Origin of the sequence: Bacillus sp. FSL W8-0920 (assembly GCF_038593215.1) — a bacterium.
Classification (GTDB): domain Bacteria; phylum Bacillota; class Bacilli; order Bacillales; family Bacillaceae; genus Bacillus; species Bacillus pumilus.
In genome coordinates, this window is record NZ_CP151974.1 from 1,799,697 (window position 1) to 1,817,508 (window position 17,812).

19 protein-coding genes and 1 pseudogene are annotated in these 17,812 nt (G+C 39.6%); 12 read left to right on the plus strand and 8 right to left on the minus strand.

Going from position 1 to position 17,812, the window contains the following annotated elements; translation table 11 throughout:
• The first annotated feature begins 86 nt into the window (after positions 1-86).
• The 7 genes from acnA to NSS78_RS08995 all read left to right on the plus strand — a co-directional run bounded on the left by acnA (position 87) and on the right by NSS78_RS08995 (position 4,881).
• Positions 87-2,816 (plus strand): aconitate hydratase AcnA, encoded by a 2,730-nt coding sequence (acnA, locus tag NSS78_RS08965; protein ID WP_050944896.1) that lies wholly within the window; start codon positions 87-89, stop codon positions 2,814-2,816.
• A gap of 72 nt (positions 2,817-2,888) precedes the next feature.
• Positions 2,889-3,392 (plus strand): TlpA disulfide reductase family protein, encoded by a 504-nt coding sequence (locus NSS78_RS08970; RefSeq protein WP_003211762.1) that lies wholly within the window; start codon positions 2,889-2,891, stop codon positions 3,390-3,392.
• 71 nt (positions 3,393-3,463) lie between these two features.
• A complete protein-coding gene (locus NSS78_RS08975) occupies positions 3,464-3,589 on the plus strand; it encodes an FbpB family small basic protein (RefSeq protein WP_003211002.1) in 126 nt (41 codons plus the stop codon).
• A 51-nt stretch (positions 3,590-3,640) separates the two neighbouring features.
• Entirely contained in the window at positions 3,641-3,784 is a 144-nt protein-coding gene (locus NSS78_RS08980) for an acid-soluble spore protein N (protein ID WP_008357830.1), read from the plus strand.
• A 13-nt stretch (positions 3,785-3,797) separates the two neighbouring features.
• Positions 3,798-4,040: a small acid-soluble spore protein Tlp gene (tlp, locus tag NSS78_RS08985; protein WP_003211760.1), complete on the plus strand. Its 243-nt coding sequence runs from the start codon at positions 3,798-3,800 to the stop codon at positions 4,038-4,040.
• A gap of 103 nt (positions 4,041-4,143) precedes the next feature.
• The gene (locus NSS78_RS08990) at positions 4,144-4,566 is read left to right on the plus strand and encodes a thioesterase family protein (protein ID WP_003211985.1); all 423 of its coding nucleotides are present in this window, start codon (positions 4,144-4,146) and stop codon (positions 4,564-4,566) included.
• A gap of 3 nt (positions 4,567-4,569) precedes the next feature.
• Positions 4,570-4,881 (plus strand): hypothetical protein, encoded by a 312-nt coding sequence (locus NSS78_RS08995; protein ID WP_050944893.1) that lies wholly within the window; start codon positions 4,570-4,572, stop codon positions 4,879-4,881.
• A gap of 39 nt (positions 4,882-4,920) precedes the next feature.
• Here the strand turns inward: NSS78_RS08995 and NSS78_RS09000 are convergent, their stop codons facing one another.
• Both NSS78_RS09000 and plsY read right to left on the minus strand, forming a co-directional pair.
• Positions 4,921-5,208, minus strand: a complete 288-nt coding sequence (locus NSS78_RS09000; RefSeq protein WP_003210876.1) for a HesB/YadR/YfhF family protein — start codon at positions 5,206-5,208, stop codon at positions 4,921-4,923.
• A 99-nt stretch (positions 5,209-5,307) separates the two neighbouring features.
• Positions 5,308-5,889, minus strand: coding sequence for a glycerol-3-phosphate 1-O-acyltransferase PlsY (gene plsY, locus NSS78_RS09005; RefSeq protein ID WP_003212462.1), 582 nt, complete (start codon positions 5,887-5,889; stop codon positions 5,308-5,310).
• A gap of 154 nt (positions 5,890-6,043) precedes the next feature.
• Between plsY and NSS78_RS09010 the strand changes: the two genes are divergently transcribed.
• The 3 genes from NSS78_RS09010 to parC all read left to right on the plus strand — a co-directional run bounded on the left by NSS78_RS09010 (position 6,044) and on the right by parC (position 11,280).
• Positions 6,044-6,457, plus strand: coding sequence for a CoA-binding protein (locus NSS78_RS09010; RefSeq protein WP_050944892.1), 414 nt, complete (start codon positions 6,044-6,046; stop codon positions 6,455-6,457).
• 414 nt (positions 6,458-6,871) lie between these two features.
• A complete protein-coding gene (parE, locus tag NSS78_RS09015; protein ID WP_095117801.1) occupies positions 6,872-8,839 on the plus strand; it encodes a DNA topoisomerase IV subunit B in 1,968 nt (655 codons plus the stop codon).
• A gap of 2 nt (positions 8,840-8,841) precedes the next feature.
• On the plus strand, positions 8,842-11,280 hold the full coding sequence (gene parC, locus NSS78_RS09020; RefSeq protein ID WP_212046464.1) for a DNA topoisomerase IV subunit A: 2,439 nt from the start codon (positions 8,842-8,844) through the stop codon (positions 11,278-11,280).
• 53 nt (positions 11,281-11,333) lie between these two features.
• Here the strand turns inward: parC and NSS78_RS09025 are convergent, their stop codons facing one another.
• From NSS78_RS09025 to NSS78_RS09035, 3 genes are all read right to left on the minus strand, one after another.
• Positions 11,334-11,459 carry a hypothetical protein gene (locus NSS78_RS09025; protein WP_003210976.1) on the minus strand — a complete coding sequence of 42 codons (126 nt, stop codon included), beginning with the start codon at positions 11,457-11,459 and terminating at the stop codon, positions 11,334-11,336.
• A 43-nt stretch (positions 11,460-11,502) separates the two neighbouring features.
• Positions 11,503-11,838, minus strand: coding sequence for a hypothetical protein (locus NSS78_RS09030; RefSeq protein ID WP_003210975.1), 336 nt, complete (start codon positions 11,836-11,838; stop codon positions 11,503-11,505).
• A 194-nt stretch (positions 11,839-12,032) separates the two neighbouring features.
• Complete coding sequence (locus tag NSS78_RS09035) at positions 12,033-13,211, minus strand: MFS transporter (protein WP_309217454.1); 1,179 nt, start codon at positions 13,209-13,211, stop codon at positions 12,033-12,035.
• Positions 13,212-13,416: 205 nt separating this feature from the next.
• On the opposite strand from NSS78_RS09035, the gene NSS78_RS09040 reads away from it, so the two are divergent.
• Together NSS78_RS09040 and NSS78_RS09045 are read left to right on the plus strand one after the other, a co-directional pair.
• Positions 13,417-13,590 (plus strand): maltose acetyltransferase domain-containing protein, encoded by a 174-nt coding sequence (locus NSS78_RS09040; RefSeq protein ID WP_249118362.1) that lies wholly within the window; start codon positions 13,417-13,419, stop codon positions 13,588-13,590.
• A pseudogene (locus NSS78_RS09045) lies at positions 13,581-13,749 on the plus strand (acetyltransferase); the annotation flags it as partial. The gene NSS78_RS09040 and the pseudogene NSS78_RS09045, both read left to right, overlap by 10 nt.
• Positions 13,750-14,219: 470 nt before the next feature.
• Here NSS78_RS09045 and NSS78_RS09050 read toward each other — a convergent pair.
• From NSS78_RS09050 to uxuA, 3 genes are all read right to left on the minus strand, one after another.
• Entirely contained in the window at positions 14,220-15,773 is a 1,554-nt protein-coding gene (locus tag NSS78_RS09050; protein WP_137054576.1) for an MFS transporter, read from the minus strand.
• 84 nt (positions 15,774-15,857) lie between these two features.
• Positions 15,858-16,712, minus strand: coding sequence for an SDR family oxidoreductase (locus NSS78_RS09055; RefSeq protein WP_137054575.1), 855 nt, complete (start codon positions 16,710-16,712; stop codon positions 15,858-15,860).
• Entirely contained in the window at positions 16,706-17,803 is a 1,098-nt protein-coding gene (gene uxuA / locus NSS78_RS09060) for a mannonate dehydratase (RefSeq protein ID WP_212046462.1), read from the minus strand. The genes NSS78_RS09055 and uxuA overlap by 7 nt, the downstream gene beginning before the upstream one ends.
• Between the last annotated feature and the right edge of the window lie 9 nt (positions 17,804-17,812).

Genomic DNA, 17,812 nt, shown 5'->3' on the forward strand with positions numbered 1-17,812 from the left:
TGAAATTGTGAGAAAATTGTGGTGAAATACGACGATTTTTCTGAGAATTGAAATTGATCTTGATCATCAAAAGGGGGATTTTGGATATGTCGAAACAGCAGCAAGTCGCTAAACAAGACGCTTTTCAATCTAGAAAAACGTTTTCGACAAATGGGAAAACGTATCACTATTATTCGTTAGAAGCACTAGAGAAACAAGGAATCGGAAATGTTTCTAAGCTGCCTTATTCCATTAAGGTACTTTTAGAATCAGTGCTTCGCCAAGTAGACGGTAGAGTGATCAAAAAGGAACACGTTGAAAACTTGGCAAAATGGGGAACTGCCGAGGTCAAAGAAATTGATGTTCCATTTAAACCTTCTCGTGTTATTTTACAAGACTTCACGGGTGTACCAGCCGTCGTTGACCTTGCTTCATTAAGAAAAGCAATGGCAGATGTAGGCGGGGATCCGGATAAAATCAACCCTGAAATTCCAGTTGACCTTGTTATTGATCACTCAGTACAAGTTGATAAAGCTGGAACTGAAGATGCATTAAACATTAATATGGATTTAGAATTCGAACGTAACGCAGAGCGTTATAACTTCCTTAGTTGGGCAAAGAAAGCGTTTAATAACTATCAAGCTGTTCCGCCTGCAACAGGGATTGTTCACCAAGTAAACTTAGAGTACCTTGCAAGTGTTGTTCATGCGATTGAAGAAGATGGCGAGATCATCACTTACCCAGATACATTGGTTGGTACTGACTCTCATACAACCATGATCAACGGTATCGGCGTACTTGGATGGGGCGTTGGCGGTATTGAAGCGGAAGCTGGTATGCTCGGTCAGCCTTCATACTTCCCAGTACCAGAAGTCATTGGTGCTAAATTAGTTGGAGAACTTCCAAACGGAACGACTGCAACTGACCTTGCATTAAAAGTGACACAAGTTCTGCGTGAAAAAGGCGTAGTCAACAAGTTCGTTGAGTTCTTCGGACCAGGTGTTGCACAGCTGCCGCTAGCAGATCGTGCAACGATTGCGAATATGGCGCCTGAATACGGGGCTACTTGCGGATTCTTCCCAGTAGATGAGGAAGCTCTTGCTTACCTTCGCCTTACTGGACGTGATGAAGAGCAAATTAATATCGTTGAAGAATATTCTCGCGCAAATGGCTTATTCTATACGCCAGATGTAGAGGACCCAATTTTTACGGATGTTGTGGAAATTGATCTTTCTCAAATTGAATCAAACTTATCTGGTCCAAAGCGTCCACAAGATTTGATTCCACTTTCAGAAATGAAAGAGACGTTCCATCAGCACATCGAAAGCCCAGCTGGTAACCAAGGGTTTGGATTAGAAAAATCAGAGCTGGATAAACAAATTGAATTTGATCTAGCAAATGGTGAAAAAGCTGTGATGAAGACAGGTGCGATTGCGATTGCAGCGATTACGAGCTGTACGAATACATCAAACCCTTACGTCTTAATCGGAGCAGGTCTTGTTGCGAAGAAAGCAAGTGAGCTTGGCATGAAGGTGCCAAACTACGTGAAAACGTCACTAGCGCCAGGTTCTAAGGTTGTGACAGGATACCTCGTGAACTCAGGACTTCTTCCATACTTAAGAGACCTTGGATTTAACATCGTTGGGTATGGCTGTACAACATGTATCGGTAACTCAGGACCGCTTGCGCAAGAAATTGAGGATGCTGTCTCTGAAAATGATCTGCTGATCACTTCTGTTTTATCAGGTAACCGTAACTTTGAAGGACGTATCCATCCGCTTGTGAAAGGAAACTACCTTGCATCTCCACCATTAGTTGTGGCATATGCACTTGCTGGTACGGTGAATATTGATTTAACAAAAGACCCTATCGGTGTGGATAAAAACGGTGAGAACGTTTATTTCAATGACATTTGGCCATCAATGGACGAAATCAACAGTGTCGTGAAAAGCACAGTCACACCTGAACTTTTCCGTTCAGAGTATGAAACTGTATTTGACAGCAATGACCGCTGGAATGAAATCAAAACGACAGATGATGCTTTGTATAAATGGGATGAAAATTCCACATACATTGACAACCCGCCATTCTTTGAAAACCTATCAGTTGAACCTGGTAAAGTTGAACCGCTTAAAGGCTTGCGCGTCGTTGCCAAGTTCGGTGATTCTGTGACAACTGACCATATTTCTCCTGCTGGAGCGATTGGTAAAGACACACCTGCGGGTAAATACTTGCAAGAAAGAGGCGTATCTCCTAGAGACTTTAACTCATATGGATCTCGCCGTGGTAACCACCATGTCATGATGAGAGGTACTTTTGCAAACATCCGTATTAAGAACCAAATCGCACCAGGAACAGAAGGCGGATATACAACGTACTGGCCAACTGGTGAAGTGACATCCATCTATGATGCATGCATGCGTTATAAAGAAGATGGCACAGGTCTTGCGATTTTAGCAGGTAAAGACTACGGAATGGGTTCTTCCCGTGACTGGGCTGCAAAAGGAACAAACCTTCTTGGAATTAAATTCGTTCTAGCTGAAAGCTTTGAGCGTATCCACAGAAGTAACCTTGTCTTCATGGGTGTACTTCCTTTACAGTTTAAAGACGGAGAAAGTGCAGAAACTTATGGACTAACAGGAACAGAAACATTTGAAGTTGAAGTTGATGAAACAGTTCGTCCACGTGATCTTGTCACTGTGAAAGCAATTGATACAGATGGCAATGAGAAAACATTTGAAGTGGTTGTTCGCTTTGACAGTGAAGTCGAAATTGACTACTATCGTCATGGTGGTATCCTTCAAATGGTACTTCGTGAAAAATTGGCAAGCAACTAATACTCATACAGCAAAGAAGAGAAGGCGCCTAGATAGCTTTCTCTTCTTTTTTAAAATAGTGGAGGATCAATCATGTGGAAAAAAGGAATAGCAAGCGCTGTTTTACTTGTATTGATTGGTTTACTTGTGTGGAATTTACTTGAACCAAAAGAGCCCGCAATCGGTCTTGAAAAAGGGGATCAAGCCCCTGATTTTGAACTTAAAACCCTTGATGGTCAAACGGCCTCGTTATCTGATTACAAAGGGAAAAAGGTGCTCGTCAATTTTTGGGCGACATGGTGTAAGCCATGCAGGACAGAAATGCCGGATTTAGACGCGGTTAGAAGCGAATATGATCAGGTCGAAGTACTTGCAGTGAATTTAACGACCACAGAAAAAAGTGTAGATCATGTTGCAGCATTTGCAGATGAATTAAAGCTGAGCTTTCCTATTTTATTGGATCAAAAAGGCATTCAAGCACGATATCAGGTGCTTTCATACCCAACAACATACATATTAGATGAAAAAGGACGCATCATGTCTGTGAAGCATCAAATGCTGACAAAAAAAGAAATTGAGCAAGAGCTGGATCTATAATGATTCAGCTTTTTTGCTTATTTTCTAAATGTTTTGGCGAAAATGAAATACAAACACTGGAGGTGAGTACAATGAGAAGAAGAAAACGCCGTACATTTGAAGAGCTTGTACTTGAAAATAAAAAAGAATTATTAAGCAATGAGGAATTTTTAAACCAGCTTGAAGAAAAGTTGGAAGAGCGATTTAGACAGAAATAAGTTATGAATTATCCTTTTTCGTTCATCCTAAAGAGGAGGGAGGGATGAATGATGGGTAGAGAGCATGATAAACAAGCGCAGTTTACACCAGACCATTTAGGGACAAAACCTGTAGCATACAAACGCAATAAAGGTAAAAAGATGCATAATAAATCAAATGAACAGCCTGATGTGATCCAGACGAAGGGCGAATAAGGAGGGAATCAAGATGAATGGAAAGTCATATCAATCCAATCCAGATGATCGTTCTGATAATGTTGAAAAGCTGCAAGATATGATTGAAAACACCCTTGACAATATCGATGAATCTGAAGCAGCGATGGCCCTTTCGACAGATCAAGAAAAACAGATGATCAAGCAAAAAAATGAAAACCGAAAAATGAGCATAGATGCGATGCGTTCTGAAATCAAGGACGAAGAAGCAGCAAGAAAAAATGGCTATACTGAATAAACCAGGGATCCCTGGTTTATTTTATTGCCTCCTTTTAGAAGAACCATTTCGATTGTGGTAAAATGGCAGAGATCTTAGGTTTTGATAGGAGAGCGATGAAAACGTGTATGTATCTAAAAAAGAAATAGAAGTCCGTTATGCAGAAACAGATCAAATGGGCATTGTGTATCATGCCAATTATTTAATCTGGATGGAAGTCGGCAGAACAGCACTGATTAAAGAATTAGGATTTTCCTATGCGCAGCTAGAAGCAGACGGCGCTCTTGCACCCGTTATAGATTTGCAGGTGAAATATAAAAAACCACTCCTGTACGGTGAAACAGCGACCGTTCATACTTGGATTGAAGAATACAATGGACTCAAAACGGTGTATGGCTACGAAATTCAAAAGCCTGATGGACAAACAGCGATTACAGGGACAACCTCGCATATTTGTGTAGACAAAGACACCTTTAGACCTATTCAATTTAGAAAAGCATTTCCTGCCTGGCACAAAGTATATGAACAGTCGAAGAAGCAGGTTTAACTTATGGCGTTTGGTCTTAAAAGAAGCGATCTAAATGCGTGGAAATCAGCTGTTCAGCAGGGAAAAATGGCCTTTTTAACTCATTATTGGCTTGATGACCGTTTCCCGCATGCTAATACCGTCACTAAAGCAGCCTGTCAGGATATGAAGCAGTTAATTGAATGGGGAGAAAAGCATGGACTTAAAAAAGAATGGATTCATGACCGCGCAGGGTTTCCTCACTTTGACTTGATCGGTGAACCACAAAAAAGAATCCTGCAAAAGGAGCGGTCTTTAGGAAACATTCAGGAGTATGGGCTATATATTGAAGGATAAAACAAAAAAGATACCCGAGGGATGAGGTATCTTTTTTGTTTATTCATAATGGAATTCTGGTTCTTTTACAGACTCGTTATAATCAATATGCAGATCATGGTTGTCAAAATACCAAATATCACTTTCTTCTACAAAGAAAGTAATACCTTCTATTTCAGCGGTTGCGCCGGCATTTTGAGGTTCATCTTTTGCGACGCCGAGAGAAAAGCCTTTTTGTACATTACTGCACCCGCCATATCTCACAAAAAAGCGAACTTGATCACCTTTTTCTAAATCTAATTCATCCTTGTACCAATTAAGTGCATCTTCTTTTATCGTTAATTTCAATGTGATCGCCCCTTTTTGAAGTCATGCTGTTTTTTAAAATGCAGGATGCAAAAAACAGCTTTTCTTTACTTTTACCACAGAATGAAACTTATGAAACGGCTAGAGCCATTTGATTTTCGGTTCAGTTTTGTTGAGGATTCGTTTGAGGTTGGCGATGTGTCTGTAGATCACAAAACCAGCAAGAACGGCAACAACAATGATTAAGAATACGTCTTTGGTGAATATGCTGTAAATGAATGTATAGATGCCGGTCAGCATAGATGATAATGAAACATATTTACTAATGTATAAAAATAAGAAAAAAGCAGCGATCATCGTGATAAATAAGAATGGGGCATAAAATAATAACACGCCGCCAGATGTAGCGACTGCTTTTCCCCCTTTAAATTTTGCAAAGATAGGAAAGCTGTGACCGATAACAGCAGCAACCCCTACTAATAAGGGATGAATGTCCAGTTGCATGAAAAACGGTAAAGCAGAAGCGAGAGTCCCCTTTAAAATATCAGCAGAAATAACGATAGACCCTGCTTTTACGCCAAGCGTACGAAATGCATTCGTCGCACCTAGGTTGCCGCTGCCATGTTCACGGATATCAATACCCTTTGCAGCTTTCCCGACAATGAGACCGGATGGAATACTGCCGAGAAGATAAGCCAAAATAAACATCAAAGCAATTAACATCTGCATAACTCCTTTATATTCTCCCTCTTGTCTTACATTTTAACATGATCTTATGAAAAACATGGGGATCTTTTTTTGAAAAAATCAAAAGCAGATGGATTCAGCTTTGTTTTTAAGCAGAAGTTCGCTAAAATAGAGGAAAAGGGGTGTTTGGATGAATCATCCTTCGAAACAAGAAATTGGCCGTATATTAAAAAGCAGTAAACGAATTGCTGTTGTTGGTTTATCAGATCAACCGCACCGAACGTCATATATGGTGTCTAAAGCGATGCAGGATGCCGGTTATGAGATCATTCCGGTGAATCCAACGATCGATGAAGCACTTGGTGTGAAAGCAGTCGCTTCACTAAAAGATATCAAAGAGCCTGTTGATATCGTGAATGTTTTTAGACGTTCAGAGTTTTTGCCCGAGGTAGCAGAAGAATTTCTTGAAATAGACGCACCTGTTTTTTGGGCGCAGCAAGGCATTTATCACGAAGAAGCGAAAAGGCTGATTGAGGAAAATGGCAAGGTCGCCATCATGGATGTATGTATCAAGGTGGCTCATGCAATGACAAAAACTCATTAAATCGTCAAAAATCCTTGGTTTTCAAGGATTTTTGCTTTTTTGTTACAGAAATATATTTGCGATTCTAGAAGAAAGCGATAAAATAAGGCGACAGGGACATATCGGTGATCTTGCATAACAAGAAAAAGAGCGATAAGATAAAAAACAGAACATTTGTTCCGTTTTATAAAAATCATCATATGATTGCATTTGGCTTATCAAACAGTCTTGTTTATAATGGACTTCTAGTTCTCATTGCAGAATGTAGAACATTCTCATAGCCGTAAAGGAGCATGTGTTGTTGAATCACACATGCATGGTGATGATGCAGCTTATTAAAGTGGACAGTAATGAGCAGCATGATCATCATTAAAATCTAGAGAGATCATTTGATGGTTTGCCGGTTATGTTTGTTAGTGAAAGGGGATTAAGCATTTGGTTAAAAAGCAGCAAGTAGATTATAACGATGATTCTATTCAGGTGCTAGAGGGGCTTGAAGCGGTCCGTAAACGTCCAGGGATGTATATTGGGTCAACGGATTCACGCGGTCTTCATCACCTTGTCTATGAGATTGTAGACAACTCTGTCGATGAAGTACTCGCTGGCCATGGAGATCATATCGTTGTCAAAATACATAAAGATAACAGCATTTCCGTCCAGGATAAAGGACGCGGGATGCCTACTGGTATGCATAAGCTTGGAAAACCGACACCTGAGATCATTTTAACGGTCCTTCACGCAGGCGGAAAATTTGGTCAAGGCGGATATAAAACAAGTGGTGGGCTTCACGGAGTTGGGGCATCTGTTGTAAACGCGCTGTCAGAGTGGCTTACTGTCACAATTGAACGTGATGGCTTTATTTATCATCAGCGCTTTGAAAACGGCGGAAAGCCTGCCACATCACTTGAAAAAGTCGGAAAAACGAAAAAAACGGGAACACTGATTCATTTTAAACCAGATCGATCGATGTTCAGCGTTACAACCTATAATTTCGATACATTATCAGAACGTTTAAGAGAATCTGCCTTTTTATTAAAAGGATTAAAAATAGAGCTGATTGATGAACGACATGATGTACAAGAAACCTTTTATTATGAGACGGGCATTGAAGCCTTCGTTGCTTATTTAAATGAAGAAAAAGATGTTCTGAGTGAAGTGGTCTCATTTGAAGGAGAGCATCAATCCATCGAAGTAGACTTTGCATTTCAATTCAATGACGGCTACTCGGAAAATATTCTTTCTTTCGTCAATAACGTGAGAACAAAAGATGGCGGTACGCATGAGTCTGGTGCCAAAACGGCGATGACAAGAGCCTTTAATGAATATGCGCGCAAAGTAGCCCTTTTAAAAGAAAAAGACAAAAATTTAGAGGGCACTGATATTCGCGAAGGGCTGTCAGCTATTATTTCTGTCAGAATTCCTGAAGAACTGCTTCAATTTGAAGGCCAGACAAAAGGAAAGCTTGGAACAAGTGAAGCTCGCTCAGCTGTTGATGCTGTTATTTCTGAAAAGCTGGCTTATTTCCTTGAAGAAAACCGTGAAACAGCGACTCTTCTTGTGAGAAAAGCGATTAAAGCGCAGCAGGCAAGAGAAGCTGCTAGAAGAGCACGTGAAGAAGCAAGGAGCGGCAAGAAACGGAAAAAGTCCGAAGCAACACTGAGCGGTAAATTAACACCTGCTCAATCTAGAAACCCAGCAAGAAACGAATTGTACCTTGTAGAGGGCGACTCAGCGGGCGGGTCAGCAAAACAAGGACGTGACCGTAAATTCCAAGCGGTGCTGCCGCTTCGTGGAAAGGTCATTAACACAGAAAAAGCGAAACTTGCTGATATTTTCAAAAATGAAGAAATCAACACCATTATTCATGCGATCGGTGGAGGCGTCGGTGTCGATTTTAATGTAGAAGACATCAATTATGACAAAATCGTGATCATGACAGATGCTGATACGGATGGAGCGCATATTCAAGTGCTTCTGCTCACGTTCTTCTACCGCTATATGAAGCCGCTGATTGAGCATGGCAAAGTGTTTATTGCACTACCGCCTTTATATAAAGTCAGCAAAGGCTCAGGTAAAAAAGAAGTCATTGAGTACGCATGGTCTGATGAAGAAATGGACGACGTACTGAAGAAAGTTGGAAAAGGGTACACGATTCAGCGCTATAAAGGTTTAGGTGAAATGAACGCCGACCAGCTATGGGAAACGACAATGAATCCAGAATCGAGAACACTTGTCAGGGTTAAAATCGACGATGCTGCACGTGTGGAACGCCGCGTCACGACATTGATGGGTGACAAAGTAGAACCACGTCGTAAATGGATTGAAAAGAATGTCGCCTTTGGACTTGATGAGGAAAGCAACATTCTTGAAAATGAAAACTTGTCGCTAGCTGAGGAGGTTTAAACATGGCACAACAAGAACGATTTCATGATTTACCATTAGAAGAAGTAATCGGAGACCGGTTTGGTCGCTATAGTAAATATATTATCCAAGACCGCGCGCTTCCAGATGCGCGAGATGGACTAAAGCCTGTACAACGAAGAATTTTATATGCGATGTACGCAGAAGGAAACACGCAAGATAAAAACTTCCGTAAAGCCGCGAAAACAGTCGGTAACGTGATTGGTAACTATCATCCGCACGGTGACTCATCTGTTTATGAAGCGATGGTGAGAATGAGTCAGGATTGGAAAGTACGGAATGTGCTCATTGAGATGCATGGAAATAACGGGAGTATCGATGGTGATCCGCCTGCTGCCATGCGTTATACGGAAGCAAGGCTAGCTGCGATTGCTTCAGAGCTATTAAAGGACTTAGACAAGGAAACGGTCGAGTTTGTCGCAAACTTTGATGATACAAGCAAGGAGCCAGTTGTTTTACCAGCAATGTTTCCAAACCTTCTCGTGAATGGATCAACAGGGATTTCTGCTGGTTATGCCACTGATATCCCGCCGCATCATCTAGGAGAAGTGATTGATGGTGTCATTAAACGAATCGAACAGCCGCATTGTACGGTTGAGGACTTAATGACGGTCATCAAAGGTCCAGATTTCCCAACAGGCGGTATCATTCAAGGGGTAGACGGCATTAAGAAGGCCTATGAAACAGGCAAAGGAAAGATCATGATTCGCGGAAAAGCGGAGATTGAAACCATCCGCGGCGGGCGCCAGCAAATTGTGATCACAGAGATTCCTTATGAAGTGAATAAAGCCAACCTTGTCAAAAAGATGGACGAGTTCCGAATTGAAAGAAAAGTGGAAGGAATTTCAGAGGTTCGAGACGAGACTGACCGGACTGGGCTTCGAATCGTAGTAGAGCTGAAAAAAGAAGCAGATGCAAATGGTGTTTTGAATTTCTTATATAAAAACTCAGATCTGCAAATCCCGTATAACTTTAATATGGTGGCGATACATAATCGTAGACCAACCTTAATGACGCTCACAACTATACTTGATGCATATATTGCTCATCAAAAAGAAGTGGTGACGAATCGCTCAGCATATGAGCTTCGAAAAGCGAAGGAACGCCACCATATTGTAGACGGATTAATTAAGGCGCTATCCATCTTAGATGAAGTCATTGCCACAATCCGGTCTTCTAATGATAAGCGAGATGCGAAAAACAACTTGATGGATAAATATGACTTTACAGAAGCACAATCAGAAGCGATTGTTTCCCTCCAGTTATATCGTTTAACGAATACGGATATTACGCAATTAAGAGACGAAGCAAGTGAGCTTGATGTGCGTATAGCAGAACTTGAAGACATTTTAGGTAACGAGAAAAAGCTGCTAAAGGTCATTACAAACAGTTTGAAAAAGCTCAAAAAGACATATGCTGATGAGAGACGATCTGTCATTGAGGAAAAAATCGAAGAAATTAAGATTAACCTAGAAGTGATGATTGCCTCAGAGGATGTTTACGTCACGGTGACGAAGGATGGGTACATCAAACGGACAAGCCAGCGCTCCTATGCTGCATCTAACGGTAAGGACTTTGGCATGAAGGATACAGACCGCCTGATTCATCAGTTTGAAATGAACACAACAGATGTCCTTCTATTGTTTACGAATAAAGGGAGCTACATTTATTGTCCTGTGCATCAGCTGCCAGACATACGATGGAAAGACATGGGGCAGCATATTACGAATATCATTTCTATTGATCGTGATGAATCCATCCAAAAAGCGATTCCAATTAAAGAATTTGATGAAACATCGTATCTGCTGTTCTTTACAAAAGGCGGAATGGTGAAAAAAACAGAACTTCTTCAATATAAAGCGCAGCGCTATTCAAAACCACTTGTCGCCTTGAACCTAAAAGGGGACGATGAACTCGTGGATGTCCATGTGACAACAGGACAGCAGGAATTGTTTATTGCGACGAAAAATGGCTACGGATTGTGGTTTGATGAAGAAGAAGTAAGTGTTGTTGGTCCGAGAGCGGCTGGTGTTAAAGGCATCAACTTGAAGGACGGGGACGAAGTAGTCTCTGGCCAGATCATTGATCCGAAAAACGATGTCCTTGTGCTGACGACACAAAGAGGGGCTGTGAAGCGAATGAACCTCTCTGAATTTGATAAAACATCTAGAGCCAAACGCGGAGTTCTGATGCTAAGAGAATTAAAGAAAAACCCGCATCGTATTGTGGCTGTCATTGCTGCATCACTGCACGACACACTTGAAATGGATACAGAGAAGGGTGCAACGATTCCGCTTGATATCTCTACTCTCAGAGCGAATGACCGTTATAGCAATGGATCATTTATTGTAGATGAGGAAGAGCAGGGAGAAGTAACGCATGTCCTTGTCACACCTCAACCTGCACCAGATGACAATAAATAAGCAAACGAAAACCCCCTGCGATCAACAGGGGGTTTCTTTTATATACGGGTCATTTAGCTCTCGTGGCTGCCAAACATGTTTGTAATGGCGTGCACTACTTCAATTCCTTGGTAGACGAAAAGAGAAAGTGAAGTGACAGAGAATAGACCTAGAATGAATACTCTTAAGAAAAATAACATCGTGTAAAACCTCCCAATTTTTGTTTTGATTTAGATGGTTGGGTTAAACACGAGACAGTCGGAAATAAGAAGATTGATAGAACACTGCAAGTAAATGCTTCTTTTTCCGGTCATATTGATCAGTATGAGTGATGCGTGCAAATCCAGCTGTCATACTGCCAATCATCAGCAGTACTGTAAATGCGGCAAATACTGCGCTCACATGTTTTTGTTTCTTTTCATCGCCCATGGTCTGAGCGATTTTCATCTCATGTGATTCTTGATCGGCAACCACCTTTGCATGATGGTATACCTGAACGGAATGAGGCATTGAGAACAAATGAAAACTTGCGAGTGCTATGAATAAGACAGCTAATTTTAGCAGCATATTTTTTTTCATTTATCTCACCCCTTCCTGTTTATTTTCATGATCTTACCACGTTTTCTGTTATTTGAAAAGTCTTATTTTTTTACTTTCCCTCTTTAAAAAAGCGATAAACATCGGGACATTTATAGGACTGTTTCACTTCATGAAAGGTTTCAATTTTATTTTTTAAATTTAAAAAAAGTGCCATGATCGAGGATCAGACACTTTTAGTGAACTTGTGATGTACGCGGTTTTGCGACAGCTTTTGTAAAGATTCCTGCAATACATATGGCGAATAACACAAAAATAAAGGCATGAAGCAATCCTACTTGATTGGCAAGCAGCCCTAATATAGGCGGCCCAGAAAGAGAGGCGGTGTAACCTGATAAGGTCACAATGCTGACGCGTTTGACGGCGTAGCGGCTATCATCACCAGCTGCCGAAATGGTTAGCGGGAAGCCTAAAGAAGCGCCAAGTCCCCATAAAAAGATCGATATCATACATACCACAAGTGAAATCTTTAAAATGACCAAGAATAGTCCAGCAGCAGCTGATACAATCGCAACTCTTAGCAATAACACCCTGCCGAAACGGTCAATCAAACGTCCGCTGATTAATCTGCCGCTAATCATCCCGCATAAAAATAATGCATAGATGACGGTACTCATGGAATGTGAAACCTGGTATCCATCCACCATTGCAAGTGGAATCCAATCATTAGCAGACCCTTCGACAAACGCAAGACATAAGGCGATCATCGCAAGAGAGACCGTACGTTTATTCAGCCATGGCGTTTGAGTATCATCTATTGTATCTGACTGCGACTGCTTCTCATGCTGATCCATTCCAGTCCCATGCGGAATATACCGGGTACAAATTAGGATGCTGAGAAAGAAGAGAAGGGCAATGACAAGTAAATGAATCAACACAGAGACCCCTAGATGAATAAAAAGAATGCCAGCACCTGCTCCAATTAAAGTGCCAATGCTAAAGGAAGCGTGCAATATAGGCAAAATGGTTTTCTTAATCCTGTATTCAATTTCTGTCCCTTCTAGGTTCATCGCCACATTGCACATCCCTGAGCCTGCTCCAAAAAGAAATAGCCCGGCCGTGACGACAAAGATAGAAGAGAGGGTCGAACCAATAGCAAGAGTGGTGAATCCAAGAAACATCAAAAAAGCACTAATCACAATTGCCAATCGTCCGCCTTTTTTTCGAACAAATACATTTGAAAGACCAAGCCCAACAATTGAACCAACGGATAATCCGAGTAAAATGAGTCCCATCGTTCCTGTATTGGCTTGTAATAAATCTCTCACTTCTGGTGTCCGTGAAAACCATGTGGAAATGGAAATACCAGACATCGTGAAAATGATGATGATTGCTTTATACCACTTTAATTCCATGTAATCCCTCACATTTAAAGATGTATCTGTTACTGAACAAATCTACTCGATTATAAATGAGACGGATCGATTCGTAAATAACTTATGGCAGGAACATGGCCAATTCTATTCAAAAGAAATCATGCCTTCACAAATTCTTCTGAAGAGAAGGTAAAATAAAGAAAAAGGGGAGGAGAGGATCAATATGAAAAGTGAGAAGGAAAAAATGATCCAAGGAAAACATTATGTATCTAGTGACCAAACCTTGATCGCAGATCGTGAAAGAGCGAGACAATTGACCTTTGCATACCAGCAAACCAATCAGCCAGAAAAAAGAACAGCCATTTTATTAAAGGAATTATTAGGCGCTTGCGGAAATGATGTCGTTTTGAACCAATAGAACGTGCAAAAGGCATTGAATTTGGCAAGCCAGTCACCATTGGAAACCACGTCTGGATTGGCGGCGGTGTTATTATTAATCCAGGTGTCACCATTGGCGATTGTGACAAAAAGTGTTCCAGCAAACGTCGTGGTTGGCGGAAATCCTGCAAAATCATGAAATATCTAGATAAATCAAAATCTGGCGAATAAGCGAAGGATTTTGATTTTTCCTTTTTTGTCTCAATAAGATAAGTATACTTAGATTTGAGACATGAAAAATGTATTCGTTGTTTAACTTCCTAGAATATATATTATGTAAACTAATAAATAAGAATACAAGACATGTACAAGGGTCCATTCAGATTCCCCTTCGTGAAATGTAATATTTAAAAACCTCTACGTCCTTATTAAATTAAATTGGTCGTAAAGATCCTCGAGAACCTTTACAACCAATTTAATTTAATTTGTCTCATTCATTCCATTATTAATCCAATCATTAAAATCCTACAAATATTGCTCCTGCCCATGTTTTATATCCATTTGTATAAGTGAAATCATCACAAAATCATTATAGAACTGAGATAAAAATTCGCAGAACCTTTAGAAGTACTATTTAACTGTGCTGTAGTTCTCAACTAACAACAAAAGTTAGTTCATATCCTGCTGTTTAAAATCTTGTTGTTCAAAATGTTGGAGTTTATTCTGATATCCTACGTTATTATTACCCCAAAGCTTCTCGTAATCCCATCCTGTTAGCGCTTTCAAAACACTTCTTGTTTCATCATCAGCCTGTTCCATTGAACCATTATTCTTTAACCTATTAATTTCATTAATCATAATGGAATGGGTTTTCTTAGATAATTTAAATTTAAATGAAATAACTAAACTAATACCGACTAGCCCTACAGTTCCGAAAAACAGAATACCTACAATCCCATTTATTGCTGTCGTAGACTGTGTCGTCGCGCTTGCAACAAAACCACTTTCCTGTAAAATAACTCCTACCAAGAATGTGGCTAAAGCTGTAGTACTCTTGCGTGTAAAAGTCATAATACCTGCAAATATTCCTTCTCTTCTTTTACGAGTGACCATTTCATCTACATCAGGAATGAAAGTGTAAATATTCCATGGTATATAATATAATCCACTCTTTCCGATTCCTAAGATAACAGAGAAAGCATACAGCGCTATAATCATATAAGTTGGTTGTGTGAAGTATAAAAATATATAACCACTTATACATGTAATAATAGCAATATAAGATATTCTCAAAGATGGCGCAGGACCTATTTTAATCACGAGCCAACCAAACAATATTGTACATAACATTTGAAGTAATGAACCAATAGATAATAAATCGGCTGCGAGCACTGCATCTTTATTTAAAGAAAACACAACAAAGTAGACAAAGACAGCGTTTAAAATATCCATGGCCGTAAACGAACAAATATACATCGTGAGGTGCTGACGGAAACTTCTTATTCTAAAAGTAGATGTTAAGTCAATGATGACTTTTTTTATGGATTCTATAGCAGGTACTTTTTCTACATCATCAGGTTCTATCATGTCTTCTTCTATTTTACGTTCCCATGTTGTTCTATGTGTAATTAATAATGCCGCCATAAAAATAAAGGTGAAGATAATCCCATTGTAAAGAAAAACTTGAGGTGAATCTTTTCCGAATATTTCGAATAATCTGCCTGGAATAAAGGTAGCTAAAAATGTTCCTAGTCCTGAATAGATTAATCTTATTGTTGAGAGCTTGGTCCGTGCATTAAAATCATTCGTCATTTCAGCTCCAAGTGTTTCAAATGGAATTAATACCATTGCTGCAAGGAATTCTAACAAAATATAAACCGTTAAATAGTACCAGTAATTCATATCAGAAATCCAAAGAAGAGAATAAATAACCATTAAAGGGCTTCCAACTAGCAAAAAGAACCTGCGTCTTCCAAATTTTTTCCCAAGTTTTGTACGACCAAAATTATCAGTGATATGGCCCATAATTGGGCTTGCTATCGCATCAATAATACGTGCAATTGCAATAATAGATCCTGCTTCAACAGGGGTAAGACCACAGTATGTAATGAAAAAATATAACATCCATGCGCCTATTATAGCGAATGCTCCCCCTCCAAATAAATCCATTGTTCCATAACCAATATAATTTTTGAGTGTTAGTTTCCTGTTCTCAGTCTGCATTCTTATTTCTCCTTTCCAAGCCTACTTATAAATTTAAAAAAACATATAAAATAAAGATGTATGACAAGGAAAAAAATAAAAATATTAAACACCTGAATACGCCATAAAACCTCCATCAACAGGAATTGTCACGCCGGTAACAAATGCTGACATATGATCATCAACAAGCCATAATAGGGTACCAAGAAGATCTTCTGGCGTACCAAACCTTCTCATTGGTGTGTTCGAAATAATCTTATGAGACCTTTCTGTATAATCTCCTTCTTCATTTAGGAGAAGGTTTTTATTTTGTGAGGTTAAAAAGAAGCCCGGTGCAATAGCATTTACTCTAATTCCTGCCTCGGCCATATGAACAGCTAACCATTTGGTGAAATTTTCAATTGCAGCTTTTGCCGCGCTATAAGCAGGCACTTTGGTCATTGGAGAAGGGGCACTCATAGATGACATGTTGATGACAACTGCTCCCTTTTGATGAACCATATGTTTAGTGAAAATTTGTGTAGGAATGAAAGTCCCCATAAAATTTAAATCAAATACATTTTGCACACTATCTGTACTTAAATGAAAAAAAGTATTTAACTTAGGATTAGTAAGGTCTTCTGTTTGAAATATTTCGTTGGTTGTATTTGCACTTGAGTGGTTACCACCAGCTCCATTTATCAATATTGTACACATGCCTAATTCCTCTGTTACAATCTTCTCGGCTTGTTCAACACTCTCTTTATTCAGAACATCACATTTAATCGCAATCGCTTTCCCACCCATAAGGTTAATTTCTTCGGCTACCTTTTCGCCCTTTTCGACGGTTCTATTTAAAATAGCCACAGATACGCCATGTCTAGCAAGTTCCTTTGCCATGGCGCTGCAAAGTACGCCACTCCCTCCTGTTATGACAGCTACTTTACCAGCTAAATTTTTATTTTCTTGTATGTTTACCATGTAGCTTCCCCCTTTGCTTCTTTTAGTACAGAATTTTTATTTTTTAAAGCATCCCAAGCTCCCCACAAATACATAATTCCAAGTGCTCTATCATAAAGACCATATCCAGGCCTACATTGTTCATCCCAAATGTGTCTTCCATGATCGGGTCTACAATAACCTTTGAATCCGTTTTCATTATAAGCATGTATAATGGCTGAAACGTCTACTGATCCATCTTTTGATCGATGCGATGTTTCAACAAAGTCCCCGTTATCATATACACGTACATTTCTTATATGAGTAAATGGTATTCTATCAATAAATTCGTGAATCATAGAAACTAAATCATTTTCTAAGTTTGCTCCTAAAGATCCTGTACAGAGCGTTATACAATGATATGGGCTACTATTTAGTTGTAAAATTTTTCTGATGTTTTTTTGATTAGTTACTATTCGCGGTAGACCAAAGACAGGCCAAGGTGGATCGTCAGGATGAATAGCCATTTTAATATCATTAAGTTCTGCAATTGGAATAACCTGATCTAAAAAATATTTCAAGTTGGCCCATAAATCATCTTCTGTTATATTTCTGTAGGCTTCAAAAAGTTGGTGAAGGTGATTTAACCTCTCTGGTTCCCAACCTGGCATGGTTAAACTGGAGTTCTCACTAATTTTATTTACTAAGTCTTTCGGATCAATATCTTTAATTCGACTATGTTCATAAAATAGAGCTGTAGATCCATCAGAAAGTGTTTTATTTAAGTCTGTACGTATCCAATCAAATACAGGCATAAAGTTATAACATATGACTTTAACACCCACCTTTGCTAGCTTCTGAATTGTTTTCTTATAATTTTCTATGTATCGATCTCTAGTTGGAAGTCCGAGCTTAATGTCTTCATGAACATTCACGCTTTCAACCACTTCAATATGAAGGTTATGTTTATCAGCTAATTTTTTCATTTCTAAAATTCTTTCTATTGGCCACTCTTCTCCTACGGGCACATCATGCAGTGCCCAAACAATTCCTTCCACTCCTGGAATCTGCTTTATTTGTTCCAGTGTTATCGTGTCGTTTCCTTCTCCAAACCATCTAAATGTCATCCTCATCTACCATCA